This window comes from Litchfieldia alkalitelluris, from assembly GCF_002019645.1.
In the GTDB taxonomy this organism is placed as follows: domain Bacteria; phylum Bacillota; class Bacilli; order Bacillales; family Bacillaceae_L; genus Litchfieldia; species Litchfieldia alkalitelluris.
Genome location: NZ_KV917374.1, coordinates 1,539,377 through 1,554,636, shown reverse-complemented (window position 1 = coordinate 1,554,636; position 15,260 = coordinate 1,539,377). Strand labels below are relative to the sequence as shown.

General features: G+C 36.4%; 15 protein-coding genes and 3 riboswitches. Of the genes, 3 read left to right on the top strand and 12 right to left on the bottom strand.

From position 1 onward, the window contains the following. Positions 1 to 114: 114 nt before the first annotated feature. The 11 genes from folE to BK579_RS07240 form a co-directional block, all read right to left on the bottom strand. Complete coding sequence (folE, locus tag BK579_RS07290) at positions 115 to 681, bottom strand: GTP cyclohydrolase I FolE (protein ID WP_078544566.1); 567 nt, start codon at positions 679 to 681, stop codon at positions 115 to 117. Positions 682 to 1,142: 461 nt separating this feature from the next. Then, complete coding sequence (gene queE / locus BK579_RS07285) at positions 1,143 to 1,871, bottom strand: 7-carboxy-7-deazaguanine synthase QueE (protein ID WP_078544565.1); 729 nt, start codon at positions 1,869 to 1,871, stop codon at positions 1,143 to 1,145. Beyond that, complete coding sequence (gene queD / locus BK579_RS07280; RefSeq protein WP_078544564.1) at positions 1,864 to 2,346, bottom strand: 6-carboxytetrahydropterin synthase QueD; 483 nt, start codon at positions 2,344 to 2,346, stop codon at positions 1,864 to 1,866. Before queD ends, queE begins: the two co-directional genes overlap by 8 nt. Positions 2,347 to 2,348: 2 nt before the next feature. Next, the gene (gene queC, locus BK579_RS07275) at positions 2,349 to 3,008 is read right to left on the bottom strand and encodes a 7-cyano-7-deazaguanine synthase QueC (protein ID WP_078544563.1); all 660 of its coding nucleotides are present in this window, start codon (positions 3,006 to 3,008) and stop codon (positions 2,349 to 2,351) included. A 55-nt stretch (positions 3,009 to 3,063) separates the two neighbouring features. Then, positions 3,064 to 3,106: riboswitch (PreQ1 riboswitch) on the bottom strand. Between the two features lie 92 nt (positions 3,107 to 3,198). Further along, positions 3,199 to 3,840, bottom strand: coding sequence for a 5,6-dimethylbenzimidazole synthase (gene bluB, locus BK579_RS07270; protein ID WP_078544562.1), 642 nt, complete (start codon positions 3,838 to 3,840; stop codon positions 3,199 to 3,201). A gap of 55 nt (positions 3,841 to 3,895) precedes the next feature. Then, positions 3,896 to 4,672, bottom strand: coding sequence for a 3-oxoacyl-ACP reductase (locus tag BK579_RS07265; protein ID WP_078544561.1), 777 nt, complete (start codon positions 4,670 to 4,672; stop codon positions 3,896 to 3,898). Positions 4,673 to 4,725: 53 nt separating this feature from the next. Continuing rightward, on the bottom strand, positions 4,726 to 5,763 hold the full coding sequence (locus BK579_RS07260) for an ABC transporter substrate-binding protein (RefSeq protein ID WP_235848365.1): 1,038 nt from the start codon (positions 5,761 to 5,763) through the stop codon (positions 4,726 to 4,728). Beyond that, the gene (locus tag BK579_RS07255) at positions 5,760 to 6,527 is read right to left on the bottom strand and encodes an ABC transporter permease (protein ID WP_078544560.1); all 768 of its coding nucleotides are present in this window, start codon (positions 6,525 to 6,527) and stop codon (positions 5,760 to 5,762) included. Before BK579_RS07255 ends, BK579_RS07260 begins: the two co-directional genes overlap by 4 nt. A gap of 7 nt (positions 6,528 to 6,534) precedes the next feature. After that, positions 6,535 to 7,290: an ABC transporter ATP-binding protein gene (locus tag BK579_RS07250; protein ID WP_078544559.1), complete on the bottom strand. Its 756-nt coding sequence runs from the start codon at positions 7,288 to 7,290 to the stop codon at positions 6,535 to 6,537. Between the two features lie 18 nt (positions 7,291 to 7,308). Further along, complete coding sequence (locus tag BK579_RS07245) at positions 7,309 to 8,769, bottom strand: acyl-CoA reductase (protein ID WP_078544558.1); 1,461 nt, start codon at positions 8,767 to 8,769, stop codon at positions 7,309 to 7,311. Beyond that, positions 8,769 to 9,881 carry a LuxE/PaaK family acyltransferase gene (locus BK579_RS07240; protein WP_078544557.1) on the bottom strand — a complete coding sequence of 371 codons (1,113 nt, stop codon included), beginning with the start codon at positions 9,879 to 9,881 and terminating at the stop codon, positions 8,769 to 8,771. The genes BK579_RS07245 and BK579_RS07240 overlap by 1 nt, the downstream gene beginning before the upstream one ends. Before the next feature lie 102 nt (positions 9,882 to 9,983). Continuing rightward, positions 9,984 to 10,094, bottom strand: a riboswitch (TPP riboswitch). Between the two features lie 263 nt (positions 10,095 to 10,357). Beyond that, a riboswitch (purine riboswitch) is annotated at positions 10,358 to 10,459 on the top strand. Between the two features lie 85 nt (positions 10,460 to 10,544). Between BK579_RS07240 and ade the strand changes: the two genes are divergently transcribed. Further along, a complete protein-coding gene (gene ade / locus BK579_RS07235; RefSeq protein ID WP_078544556.1) occupies positions 10,545 to 12,284 on the top strand; it encodes an adenine deaminase in 1,740 nt (579 codons plus the stop codon). Between the two features lie 85 nt (positions 12,285 to 12,369). Here the strand turns inward: ade and BK579_RS07230 are convergent, their stop codons facing one another. Then, positions 12,370 to 13,590, bottom strand: a complete 1,221-nt coding sequence (locus BK579_RS07230; RefSeq protein WP_078544555.1) for an MFS transporter — start codon at positions 13,588 to 13,590, stop codon at positions 12,370 to 12,372. A gap of 292 nt (positions 13,591 to 13,882) precedes the next feature. Between BK579_RS07230 and BK579_RS07225 the strand changes: the two genes are divergently transcribed. Next, entirely contained in the window at positions 13,883 to 14,062 is a 180-nt protein-coding gene (locus BK579_RS07225) for a hypothetical protein (protein WP_078544554.1), read from the top strand. 6 nt (positions 14,063 to 14,068) lie between these two features. Then, positions 14,069 to 14,977: a GAF domain-containing sensor histidine kinase gene (locus tag BK579_RS07220; RefSeq protein ID WP_328589306.1), complete on the top strand. Its 909-nt coding sequence runs from the start codon at positions 14,069 to 14,071 to the stop codon at positions 14,975 to 14,977. Positions 14,978 to 15,260 lie beyond the last annotated feature (283 nt).

Sequence of the window (15,260 nt, the reverse complement as noted above, 5' to 3'; positions counted from 1 at the left end):
TTCCTTTCATTTAACTATTTTATCACTTTCCCTTATTAAAGTGAAGAATAGTGAAGGGGTCGGCCTCTCATCTCGTTAAAGCTTAAACGAGATGAGAGGCTGACCCAAAGAGTTTTAATGACGAATATAAGATAAAACTTCTTTTCTAGCATCACTATCAGTTTTGAATACTCCACGAACTGCAGAAGTAACTGTTTTCGCACCTGGCTTTTTCACTCCACGCATCGTCATACACATATGTTCTGCTTCAACGATGACCATTACCCCTTGAGGTTCAAGTGTTTCCATCATTGTATCGGCGATTGTTGATGTGATTCGTTCCTGTAACTGTGGACGGCGTGATACTGCCTCAACAGCTCTAGCTAACTTACTTAATCCCGCTACTCTTCCATTTTGGGGAATGTATGCAACATGGGCAGTTCCATAGAATGGAACTAGGTGATGCTCACACATTGAGTGAAATGGAATATCCTTTACTAATACAAGCTCTTCATGATTTTCGCTAAATATCGTTTCAAAATACTCTTTTGGATCAATCGTTAATCCAGAAAACACTTCTTCATACATTTTTGCGACACGTTTTGGGGTATCTAACAGACCTTCTCTGTTTGGATCCTCTCCCACTGCTTCTAAAATTAGACGTACTGCTTCTTCAATTTGAGCACGATTAACGTTTGCCATTATGTTCCTCCTACCTGTTGTTGTTTCCATAAATCTATTTGTAAATGATACTAAAATGCTAGAGTTTTATCGGAAGTTTGCATTTGACCGATAAACTCAAAGTTAGACTGATATATCTTAGGTTAGACCGATAAACTCAAAGTTAGACTGATATATCTTAAGTTAGACCGATAAACCCAAAGTTAGACCGATATATCTTAAGTTAGACCGATAAACTCAAAGTTAAACTGATATATCTTAAGTTAGAACGATAAACTCAAAGTTAGACTGATATATCTTAAGTTAGACCGATAAACTCAAAGTTAGACTGATATATCTTAAGTTAGACCGATAAACCCAAAGTTAGACTGATATATCTTAAGTTAGACCGATAAACTCAAAGTTAGACTGATATATCTTAGGTTAGACCGATATCCGCTCCCGGTAAACCAATATATTTTTTAGAAAAAGCGTTACTGAGTCTAAACGCCGCGTTTATTTCCCCAAATGTAGGTATGGAGCTGTGGCAGCACTTTTATATCTTTCAATTCATGATCATCCATTGCTTTATTAATTAACCATTCATATTTCTGCAAAAGCTGTTCGACAAGTTGTCCATTATCAGTTGTTTGATTATCTTCATTTCCTACTTGTAGGAAAAATGGGACATCCGGATAGCGAAGATGTACGCTTTTCGCATAGCTGTAATCCTCGTCATTAAAGACTACCACCTTTAAGCTCATCTGGCTATTGAAATCTCCAGACTTTACGCGACTAATAATCATATCTAAAGCTTCAAAATCAGTCACCATTCCGGAACTTGGTGGCTTTGGTGAAATGGTTAGTTCATCAATTTTCAAAAACCAATCTTGCCATTTACTCCCTTGGGTTTCTAAGCCAATTTTTATCTTGTTTTCTTTTAAGATATCAATCAAATGACTTAGATTTTTTAATAAAGCAGGATTCCCACCTGAGATGGTCACAAAAGAAAACCCCTTGCCCCCAAGTTCAACAAGTTCTTCCCATATTTCATCAGCATCCATCTGCTTGATTAAATCCTTCCCACTGCCATCCCATGTAAAAGCAGAATCACACCATGAACAAGAATAATCACATCCCGCCGTACGAACAAACATTGTTTTTTGACCGATAACCATTCCTTCACCTTGAATCGTCGGGCCAAAAATCTCCATTACTGGTACTTTACTCAACTTCCATCCACTCCCGTCTTGCTTCCGCATAGCTCGTAGGAGTTTCATAGAGACGAACGAACTCAACTCTTGCTCCTAAATATTGTTGTTGTCGATTCTCATGATTCAGCGCTTCTTTCATTTTTTCATAAATCCATACAACTATATTTTCTGCCGTGGTATTCATTGGTGGTAATGTCTCATTCAGATAACGATGATCTAGGAAAATTTCAATTTCCTTTTTCCAAATTTCTTTAATATCACCAAAATCAATCATCAACCCACGGTCATCTACAAATCCACTTAAACCAAAAATAACTTTATACGTATGACCATGAAGGTTCATACACTTACCTTCATAAGCATGTAAATGATGTGCAGCATCAAAAGTAAATTCCTTACTTACCATCACTCGTTTGTTATGATATTTTAACTGTTCGCGCTTGATATCCTCATCTACTTTTTGAAGCTTATCGACAATTCGGAATCCATACATACTTATTGCTCCTTTCGAATCGCTAAGTAATCATCAAGACCTTTTTGACGAAGCTTACACGCAGGACACTCACCACAACCATCGGAAACAATACCGTTGTAGCATGTTAACGTCTTTTCTCGAACAAAATCAAACGCACCAAGGTCATCTGCCATTTCCCATGTTTCTGCTTTATTGATCCACATTAAAGGTGTATGAATAACAAATTGCTCATCCATTGAAAGATTTAGAGTTACATTCAACGATTTAATAAAGACATCACGACAATCAGGATATCCGCTAAAATCTGTCTCACAAACGCCTGTAACAATATGCTTTGCATGTACTTGGCTAGCTAAAACTCCCGCAAATGACATAAATAAAAGATTTCGACCAGGTACAAAGGTAGAAGGCAATTCTCCCTCTTTTCCTTCTTCAACATCGATGTCGTCTCTTGTTAATGCATTAGGTGCGAGTTGGTTTAAAAGTGACATATCTAAAATATGATGCTTAATTCCTAGTTCTTCAGTTATATTTTTTGCACATTCAATTTCAGTAATGTGTCGTTGATTATAATTAAACGTTACTGCTTCTACTTCTTTAAATTGTTGCATTGCCCAAAACAAGCAAGTGGTACTATCTTGACCTCCACTAAATACAACAACAGCTTTTTCATTTTTCATTTTTTTCATATCTCCTCACAAGAAAAAAACAGCACCACTAAAGAAAGCAGTCCTGTTTTCCTTAGTTTTTTAAAGAGGGTAGCTAGAACCTCCACCGCTGGATGCGGATTTCAATGTAATTGTCGATTTATTATATCATATAAAAACGGTTTGTTAACTTAAAATATATAGGGATTTTCTTCCGTCACTTTTATTTTTCAGTCCATTTGTTATTAAACACCAAATTTCCTAGGGATCTCCTTTTTTCCCAGTCTGCTGTCTCTAGAATTGGTTTGTCAGGATAATAATCAGTGTAACCAATCGAAATAAGAGCCACCGGGTCAATATGTGGAGGAATGTTTAAAATATCACGGATATCATTTTTCTTATAAAAACTGACCCACCCCATTGCCAGTCCTTCAGCATATGCTGCAAGCCACATATTCTGAATCGCACATGCAGTTGATAGAATATCTGTTTCCGGAATGGAGTTTCTACCTAAAACATGTGATCCCCCTTTTGTTGGATCACATGTGACACAGATGGTGATAGGAGCTTGTTTTAACCCTTCAACTTTTAGTCCTAAGAACTTCATCTCTCTATCACCTTCGAAATGTATAGCCAATGCACGCCTTTCTTTATCTGCAGCCCACGCTAGCTTTTCCTTTATTTCGTCAGATGAAATAATGATAAAATTCCATGGTTGCATAAACCCGACTGATGGAGCATGATGAGCAGCATTTAGCAAACGATTTATCTTCTCTTCTTCAACCGGAGTGGATAGGAAACTTCTTATGTCTCTTCTGTTGTATATCGCCTTATATACCGCGTCTCTTTCTTCTTGTATAAACATCTATCTCATCCTCTCTTAAGTGCCTTTAAGAAGATTATATGAGTTTATTCATTGGTTATTTCATCGTAAAACCACCATCAACAATTATCGTTTGCCCTGTAATAAAATTAGCCCAATTACTAGCAAAAAATAAGGCACTGCCCGAAATATCCTCAGGCCTTGCAATTCGTCGTAACGGGGTCTCACTCCTAATTGATTCTTTTATTTCTTCCTTTGTTCTTCGACTAGCATCCGTTGGATAAACAAGACCCGGAGCAATGCAATTGACTGTTATTCCAAATGGACCTAAATCAGAAGCTAAGTTTTGGGAAAAGGTTAATACAGCTCCTTTCGCTGTATTATAATCATGATAAGGAACGACCGGTCGGTAAATGAGATTTGTGGTCATATTGATGATTCGACCAAATCCTTTACTTTTCATTATGGGGATCGCATATTTGCACACATGATAGGTTCCCTTCAAAGAACCATCCAATTGATGTTGATAGTCTTCCCAATTTAACTCCCATGCCTTGTTTCGCGTTTCTGGGTCAAAGGTATACCCGTGTAAGGCATTGTTAACAAGAATGTCTAATGTATCAAATTCATCAACTATTTCTTCCATCATTTTTTTCACCGAAAATTCATCAGTAATATCTGCTTTAATAGCAAGTACATCAATTTTATATTTTTCTATTAAATATTGAGCAAATTCGTTTGCCTTTTGCTCACTTTTCACATAATTAATGATGAGATGAGCACCCTGCTGGGCAAACGCCTCAGCAATGGCTGCCCCGATTCCGCGGCTAGAACCGGTTATTAATACAACTCTTCCTGCTAAAGAAGTATCCATAGCTCCCTCCAACTTTTAGCCGTTTTATTTGGTGTTCCCTAGTAAAGAGCCGACTACTTCAATTCTTCAACTAGTTCGTTTGTAACAATTTGCTCAATTCCGACAGGAGCTTTTAACAGTCCCATGTCAACATAGGTGTCTTCAACCTGATTAAAAATCTCAATATTTAACCAGCCAAGACCCTTTTCATTCATTTCATCATCTATTGATGTCTTATTCCTAATCTTAATAATCTCCGCATTTCTCTCTTCATTTTGTCCATCAATTGCTGTATCAACTGCTATTTTTGCTGCTTCCTCTGGGTGTTCCATCATGTATTTTGCACTGTCACGATAGACTTGAAGAAACTTTACTAATAGCTCGCGCTTTTCATTGAATGTTTCCTCAGTGACAACAAACACATCCGAAGGCGTATTTAACACGTCTTTTACTTCAATAATGTTTACTTCACCTAGACCTTTTTGCTGTGCGTCATATAATCCGGTATCAGTAGCAGCTGTAGCTATCACCTGATTGTTCATTAAGGGACCAAAATTCAATACACCTGTTTCAATAATATTAACGTCTTCCTCAGTCAATCCCGCTGATGATAATAATACCTGGAGATTTTGATATGTACCACTTGTAAAGCTATATACACCTATATCCTTCCCTTTTAAATCATCCACCGTTTCAATTCCAGTTTCCTTTAATGAAACGACATTAAACACGTTGTGTGGGTAAATATTGTAAACTACCTTTAGTTTTGCACCCTTTTCAGCAGCAAGTAAAACCGCTTCTACATTAGCAAAAGCAATATCTGCATTTCCTGCAATGATATTCTTTACAGCATCACCACCGCCAGCACCAGGAACATATTCAAAGTCAATTCCAGCATCCTCAAACCAGCCTTTTTCTTCAGCTAAGTATAAATTACTTTGCTCCACGATAGGCTTACTCCATGAAGCCATTTTGAGCTGTTCTACCTCAGAAGGTTGTTCATTGTTTCCTGTATCCTTTTTTTCTTGTGCAGGATTTGTTTCATTTGTTCCACACCCCGTTACAAATAAGAAAATCATCATCATCACTATACTAAAAAATGGCTGATTCAATCGTCGTTCCTCCTAGAATGATAATACTTTTTTAAAAATAGGTCTTCAATCAAAGATATACTTTGATAAAGTAATATTCCTATAATGGTTAATAAAATAAAGGCTGAAAACATCAATGGTGTATCCATCATCCCCATCGCCGTAGTAATCACAGCTCCTAACCCTTGATTTGCTCCAATAAATTCACTAACTGTGGCCCCAACGACACTCAAAACAATGGCAACTCTTAAACCAGACATTAAATAAGGTATAGCTGTTGGAAGCCTAAGTTTCATTAAGATTTGAAAAGAAGTCGCACGTAACGATTTAAATAACGCTAATTTATCCTTATCAATATACGCTAATCCTGCCACAGTACTTTCAAACAGTGGAAAAAAGCTAATTAATGCAGTAATAACTATTTTAGGCAAAAGACCATAACCAAACCAAAGTGTTAATAGCGGCGCTAATGCTAGCTTGGGCATTGCTTGTGAAGCAATAATGTAGGGATTTAAAACCTCTTTCATGAAGCTTGACTGTGAAACGACAAATCCTAATCCAATTCCAACCAATGCACCAATAATGAATCCCCCTAAAATTTCCAGCAACGTAACCTTGGCATGCACCAATAAATAACCACTCATCAGATGGGTAAGTAAATTTTTAACAATGACAGTCGGTTTTGGCAAAATTAATTCCGGAACCTCTTTAATTGTTACTGTAACCTCCCAAGTAACTAAGGCTATCATTAATAGTAATATAGAAAATAATAAACTACGCTTCATATTTTTATTATCCTTCAGCCATTTCTAAGCTTTCATGAATATGTTTCACAAGCTGTTGAAATTCCGGTTCAAATTTTAGATCTTTATGTCGGGGCCTTTGAAATGGCACCGTAAACTCTTTTACTTTAGTAGTCGGGCTATGGTCACCTATCAACAAGATACGATCTGATAAAAAGACTGCTTCTTGAATATCGTGAGTGATGAAAATAATGGTTGAAAGAAAGGTACTGCTAATCTGAGACAGCTCAAACTGAAGTTGTTCTTTTGTGATTGAATCAAGTGCTGCAAAAGGTTCATCCATAAGTAAAATGCTAGGACTTGTTAAAAGTGCTCTTGCTAACGCAACTCTTGATAACATCCCACCAGAACATTGATGTGGATACTTTTCCTCATCCTCTTCTAAGTGAACCAATTTCAATACCTTTTTTGCCTGGTTTATATCAGTACTTTTTATCTTTCTCTGCAGCTCTATTGGTAGAAGGACATTCTCTAATATATTACGCCATTCTAGTAGAACCGGTTTTTGAAAAACATAAGCCAATTCTTTATTGGGTTCACTAACAGCATTGCCATTGATATAGATAGATCCACGGTTAGGTTCTAATAAACCAGCAATCATGCGAATTAAAGTTGTTTTACCAGTTCCGCTTTTTCCGATAATGCTATTAAATTCATTTGATTCCACTTGAAGACTTAAATCTTTGAAGATTGATTGACCATCAAATTCTAACTCTATGTTTTTTAATTCGATTAAAGGCATCATTTCTTTAACTCCTATTTTTTAGTCGCGATATGGATCAAATTTATCCATAAGAGCTTCGACCGACGACTCTACATCACACCAGTAGACGAGATCTCCTAAATTAAAGCGCCCATCATGGTGCCATCCAGCTTCAGGTTGTGGCATTTCACCTAAGAAACAAATACGATTTACACCACACTCACCTAAAATATGTATGAGTGATTGAAATTTTTGTGGTGGACATGCTATGCCAACGGTTTGAATCAACCGTTGTACTGAAAGAGTCCTTTCTTTTAGTTCTTTCAGATCATCAATTGGAATGACTGTGACAAGACGATTTAAGCAAGAAAATGGAAATTGCTCTTGATCTTCACGATAGATGACCGTCCAGCTTGTCCCACCCTCACTCGCTAATAATTCAATGCGATCACTTGCAAAGGATTTAAATTCTACATCTGACCGAGCTTTGAGGATGGCGTTTGTTTCATCTGGCGTTAAGTTAGCACGGTTCATCTTATGTTCAAAATTGGACATTTCCTGAGCAAGTAGTCTCGCAAAATCTCGCGGACTATAATGCCCTCCTTTTTCTACATAAAAAACATGGGGAGACAAACATCCTTGTTGATCAAACCATGAAGCATCCTTAGCAGCTCGCTCTGCACTCTGCCACGCTAAGCTTCCAGTTAAGCATTCCTTTGTAATCACTCCAAAACTTACCTTGTGCCCATGCTCGACAAAACGAACGTGTGGGGGTATTTTTTTTGAAATTTGTTGAATCGTCCGTTCTCCACCGTATGCAACCACTGTTTGTGAGTGTTTGAAGGCAGTTTGTTCGATTGACTCATTTCCTCCTTGCCACCAAGTGATGGCTATCGTTTTCGCTAAATCAGGATCAATCTCAGCAATTGTTTTTGAAAATAACACAGGAAAAAGAGGTTCTGAGGATGAAACCTTCCCTAGTGTTGCTGATTTAACCAGTAGTCCTGAGACTAAACTCCATAGTGGAAGTCCTGGGACATTTCCAGAAAAGATATGTGTAATAAGTTCTGGTCCATAAGCTCTCGTAAGTCCGCCTGCTCGACGTGGTCGAAACTCATCCAGCACGAGTGGATTTGAGAAATCCTCCTCTACAATTCTTTGAAGCCTTTCCTTCCTAAACGTACGCAAATAACGCGATAAAAACAAACGGATCATTTCAGCATCATAGCCTGTAATAATTGGAAGTGTTTCCTCCGCAAATTGTCTTAGTTCATAATTCGGATGTAACCATTTTTGAATCGCCTGATCAATGATTGTAATCAAATCATTCGTATGGAGTTTACTTAAATACTCATGTCGATGTTTTTTTAAGGTTAACATCACAGAACTTAACTGAGTTTCTGTCATCTCAGGCACTTGTAATTCCACATGGCCCCTGTCATTTTTAAATGACAGTGTTTTGAATTTAAGGTCATTTACTACATCTGCAGGTAAAAAATATCCTGAATATAAAGAGTCCATTAGGAACGTTCCTCTCTAGTCGATGATAAAAATTGTTCAATAGCTAATGAACAGCCTTTTGCTTCAGCACCTTCAGCACGACCAAGTAAATGAAATCCTTCTCCCTCTTTTATGCCAAGATCCTCTGTCATGATTGCAAGAACTGAGTTAATATTCGCAAGGTCGTAATGGACGATAATGCCTCTTTCTCCTTCAGGTTTTTCAAGCATTGTTTCCGGATCGACAATTAACGTTTTTACCCAATGTGGAGGCTTACTAAAGGAAGGAGCCTGTTCACCTAAGTAATGATGCCTAAAATTCTGGTTATACATTTGAGAGCTCAGCTCTGTCATTCCATACATATTTCCACAAGCATAGTCAGGAATCGAAAATAGGTCAGCTAATTTCTTTCTAAGCTCAAGAGGATCCATACTTCTAGTTCGACCTTTGGAACCCCCAGTTTCCATAATCCGACTCCCTTTGGGAAGATTGAATTTCATTCCTTTTTCCAGACAATCATCTAAAAATTGTATAAATGAGAAGGTAGCACCAAGTATACAAATGGGCTCATTTATCTGTTCTGCATCTAAAAGAATACTCTTTAGCTTTTCGGTATCTAATCCTTCCTGTGACACAACATAATCACTATCAGAAGTTCCAAATTCTGTTATCGCCAAATCAAGATAATGAGCTAAAGATGAATTGGGCATTTGTTCTCTTGTAGGGAATAAAATTATCATCTTTATCCGGTCAACATCCGGGACGACACATTTTTTAAAGTAAGATTTCATCGACAGGTTGTAAATCTCTAAATCCTTATGGATGTTTTTTCCTCTCTTTTCAGGATTTGTCGTTCCACTTGTCATAAAAACAGCTTCTGCGTCTTCAATCGATGAACACGCTAAATTAGCTTCTTTAAAGGCAGTTATTGGCACCGGCGGAATATCAGAGAACGAATTAATACTTACAGGAGTTATTCTCCTCTTTCGACAGAACTTCCGATATGCTGGATTGTTTTGATATTGATATGTAAACAGTTCCTTGGCAACCACTGAAAATCGCTCGTTTAGGTTTTCACCCTCTTCAATAAAATTCTTTACTAATTGCTTTATGTTTTTATAATCATTTTGCAAATGACTCACTCCTTGTTGAAATGAAACACAGAACTCTTTTTCTCATAAATTAAAGCCACTTTCGATTTAGAAAGTGGCTGAGCTAGAACAATTAAAATATCCTAAAAACAGTACACACTTCCCTCCGCTGCAGTTATGCAGATCAGGTTCAAAGGGTTTAAAAGGTCTCCCTTTAGTCTCAGCCAATTTGAAATAGCTCCCCTAGTGAAAAAAACAATTATCTTGTACAAAGAATAACACGAATTAGGAGATTGTCAATTTACTTTACTTACATAGTCATATAAGCTTGGAAGCTAATCATTACTTTTATTTTGACCATACTATACACTTCATTATTTCTAAGAAGCGAGTCTATTTAAACCTTCAGTTACTAATAGTTTACTTTGTTCCAAAATAAACTACGAATAGCATAGTTTAATTCTTTAAATGCTTTACATTGACACAGTCTACTTGAGGCATATAGAATATGAACTAATATTTTTATAAACAGATCCACTCGTATAATCTTGGAGATATGGTCCAAAAGTTTCTACCAAACTGCCGTAAATAGTTTGACTGCGAGAGGTTAGAGTTATTGTTTCACACTTTTTGTACACACTAACTTCCCTCTCTTAGTCAAACCTAGGTAAAAAGCTAGGGTTTTTTTGAAGGAGGAGAGACATCATGAGTTTAACTGAAAAACAATTGAAAAAGAAACTGGCTGTTGCAAATAAACAAATACCTGCAGATGTTGTCATTAAAAATGGGAAGATTATTGATATCTTTAACCTTGAAGTAACTGAAGGGGACATTGCCATCGCCGAGGGAATGTTTGTTGGAATTGGGCAATTTGATGGACATCAAGTCATTGATGCTACTAATCGTTATGTGAGCCCTTCCTTTATTGATGGACATGTTCATATTGAATCTTCCATGGTCACCCCAAGTGAATACGCAAAAGTTGTTCTTCCTCATGGGGTAACAACGGTTATAACAGATCCTCACGAAATAGGAAATGTATCAGGCAGTGAAGGTATTACATTTATGATTGAAAACTCAGAAGATATTCCTTTAGATGTTTTTATCATGCTTCCGTCATGTGTCCCTGCCACTCCATTTGAAAATTCTGGGGCAGAGCTCAATGCAAGTGATTTAGAGCCTTTTTATACACACCCTCGAGTACTGGGATTAGCTGAGGTGATGGACTATCCTTCATTAAAAAATGGTGATGATTCAATTGTTGACAAAATTGTCATGACCTCCAAGTATAGCAACTTAATCGATGGCCATTTGGCTGGATTGGACAGTGACGCAATTAATATTTTTAGGTCAGCAGGTATTAAGACAGACCATGAATGCAACACCGTATCCGATGCACTCGAACGTTTACGACGGGGAATGTATCTTATGATTCGTGAAGGCTCTGTAGCGAAAGACTTAAAGTTATTAATAAAAGTAATTAATGTTCATAATGCTCGGCGTTGCCTTTTCTGTACAGATGATAAACATTTAGACGATTTAATGATAGAAGGTAGTATTGATCACAGCATTCGTTTAGCTATTCAACATGGAATTCCTCCCTTACTTGCTATCCAGATGGCTTCACTTAATGCAGCTGAGTGTTATGGACTGAGTAATAAAGGGGCGATTGCACCTGGCTACGAAGCCGATTTTGTGTTATTGGATGACCTAGAGACGTTAGGTATATCGGAAGTTTATAAACATGGAACACTCGTTGCTAAGGACGGTAAATATGTTGGCCGTTCATTAAATCGAAAAGAACCAGCGGCTACGTTAACTACAACGGTTCAAGTGCCTGAAATTTTATCAAAAGACCTTCGCATTCCTATGGGTGATTCTCAAAAAGCGGTAATGATTGAAATCATCCCAAACAAGTTAATTACAAATAAATTAATAGAGACAGTTCATGTAGAAGATGGGCAATTTTTCCCCTCTATAGAAAATGATCAATTAAAACTAGTTGTTGTTGAAAGGCATAAGAATACGGGGAATATTGGATTAGGTGTTGTAAAGGGGTTTAAACTAAAAAAAGGGGCGATTGCTACTACCGTTGCCCATGACTCACATAATATTGTTGCCACTGGAACAAATGATGAGGATATCCTTAAAGCAATTACTATTCTTAAGGAAATGAATGGTGGGCTAGTTGTAATCAATAATAATGAAATTATCGCTTCACTTTCTCTGCCGATTGCGGGACTCCTTTCAACTAAAGACTATATCACTGTTAACTACGAACTTGAAAAATTAAAAAAAGCATTATCGATGTTAGAGTTTAATGGTGATTTTAATCCATTTTTAACACTTTCTTTTCTTACTTTGCCAGTTATCCCAGAATTAAAATTAACAGACCTGGGTTTATTCGATGTAAAAAGCAATCGCCATATTCCTATCATAGTATAGGTACCAATTTTTCCAGTCATGATTACAAACCAAAAATAGGACCTTTGATCAATTAGGTCCTATTTTCATTTTACATGTAATCTGACTATAAATTTATCGATGTCATATTCTTTTTTTCATAATCGAGTTTATTCATTTCTCCATTTCCTCTAATCATAATTAAGTAGAGAAATCCTTGCAGAAAAATTGTAACGAACAACACATAATAAATGTAATCTGGAGAAATGGAATAAAACACTATAAAACAGATAACAGATAACGCTCGCCCCATATTGACAATCCACTCTCTTACCACTAACATCTCTGTACGAAGACCGGCACGCCTTGGTAAAATTTCAACGACTTTTAAGAAGTAACTAAAATATGATACCCCCATTAATGCTCGACAAATCTCATTAATAATTAAGAAAAGGAAAACTGTTCCCACATTGACATCAATTAGTAAAGGAGCAGTTGCAATGACATAAGCAATCCACGTGAACAAAACAGTTAGATGTTGTCTTTCAAATGGATTATACCTTGAATGCCATAAGCTTGATAGAATCGCAATAACTCCAAGCAAAATAGTTGTTAATCCTACCAACAATTCACTATTTACCTCTTGGTAGACTAATAAAATCGGTAGGAAAAAGATTAACCCTTCACACGCTCCCCATATAATCCAACCCGGCCACATCCTTTTCATAATGAAAAAGCGGCGGTTAAATCGAAAAATAATCGGTATACGCAAATTTCGTTTTGCTGAGAAATCTTTAGGTAGCTTAAAGCTTAAAATGAATCCGGTGATAAAAAGAATCGTTGCGAACGTAAAGATCACTGTATATCCAACGAGAGAATCAAAGCGTGAAATAATAAACCCTGCAAATGCTGGGCCAGTCGTCGTAACAGTCCCTAACACTGCCATCTGTTTTCCTAAGAAAGCTGAACGGTCCTTTGTTTCAACAATATCATACAAAATGACTAAAAACCCTAGCCAATACATTCCTGATGAAAAGCCACTTAGAACACCAATCCAAAAAGGAATTTCAGCAACCGTTTCTTGTAGTAAAACGACAAGGATATAGAAAACTGCTGTAAAAGCAATTCCTAATTGATAGCTTAAAAGTCTATCATTCTTTTTCGAAATTTTACCACCTACCCAAAATGCAAGTGGTCCAAAGATAAACGTACCTACCATAAAGATCGCGTTTACATTCATGTCATTACTTATTCGCCATAAATACAAATTCAAAAATAAACCTGCCATTGTTGCTGCAAGCCCATAAGCACCATGAATCCAGAGCAATAATTTTTGATGACTGTTCACTGAAGTCCTCCACTTCTCAAAAGAAGAAAATTAGGTCCTATAAATCTACCTTTGTTTATAATTTAAACTAACTAAGTTTTATAGTCAATTTGAATTTTAGAAGAAGCACTGGGACGGTTCTCACGCTTCCATGAAATGTGTCAGGTGGGAAGCCCAAAAGCTGTATCTACATTGCTTCCGATGTTACCAACTTATAAAAACTGTAATAAATTGGTTCAAAAGAGCCTGTAATGATTTTGTAGAAATGTTATAGTAAGATATAGAACACTTTTCCCTAAAGGAGGCGACTCTTATGAACGGGTTAGATGAAAAGCTTGATTTAATCCTTAACATGGCACAGGAGTTAATTGGTACAAGAACAATGTTCATTTCTCGAACAGGTAATGATATTTTTTCAGTTCTAAGGGCTCAGAGCAACAATGGTTCTCTCATTAAAACTGGGGATTCAATACAATTGAATCATGCATTATGACAACTAATCTTTGCAGATGGCCGTGAGCCACTTATCATAAATAACACAAAACAAAATCCAACCACACGCAATATGGATGTAATTTATTCCTGTAAAGTTGGTTCCTATTTGGGGGTCCCAATCCTCCTTGAAGACGGAACCATGTTCGGAACTATTTGTGCAACAGATCCTGATCCATTTCTGTTTACAAATGATCATGTGCAGAAATTAAATTTATTTGCTGAGATAATTGTTTCTTTAATTTCTAAAGTTGAGAAGGGTTCCTCAACAACACTATCACAATTGAAGCATTTCGAAGAGTTATTTGCCGGAATATCAGATAAAATAGGTAATTCGATTCAAGTGATTCGAGGGTTTCTACAATTGGAGGAAACTCATTCTCCATACTCTACCATCATGATGAATGAAGTTGATAAAATTAGAGAAGTGTTAAGAGATTTTGAATTAACTACAAAGCCTCCAGCTCTTGTAAAAAAGGACTTTTTAATTGATCACTTACTTAATGAGATATACATAGAATTTGAGGATGAATTATACATTAAGAATATTGAGTTTAAAAAATCAGAAAAAACTTGTATCACTATTCACGCTGATTTTTTCCAATTAAAACAAGTGATAAAAAACCTTGTTCGCAATTCAATCGAGGCAATTGGAACAAATGGTAAAATTCAGTTGAATATAACAAATAACCTTCCAAGCTCTTTATTACTTCAAGTAAATGACAATGGACATGGGATACCAGCAATGATTGCTGATAAAGTGGAATTACCTTTTTTCACAACCAAAGAGCAGTCAATTGGGTTAGGATTATCAATTGTTAAAAGAATTATTGATGCTCACAAAGGATCGATGATGATTGATAGTCATGAACACGGAACAACTGTGCTTGTACAAATTCCATTAAAACAAACATAAATATTTCTTAGCAGGTGAATTCTCCAGGGTTAATCTCACCTGCTTTTTTTAGATTGATGTTATTTACTTTAAACTAGGCCGTCTTGCAAAAATCTTTCAGAAAAGATCCTTTATATATTAGAAATTCTTTTTCAGAACCCCTTTATTTTCCCTATAAACACTATGCCCGTAATAAAAAGTTTCACAACTTCTTGAATGATATGTGAAATGATTCACGTATTTATACAATACAAACATAGAGATAAATTAAAAATTAAAACACGCAAGGAGAGGAACAAGCTGA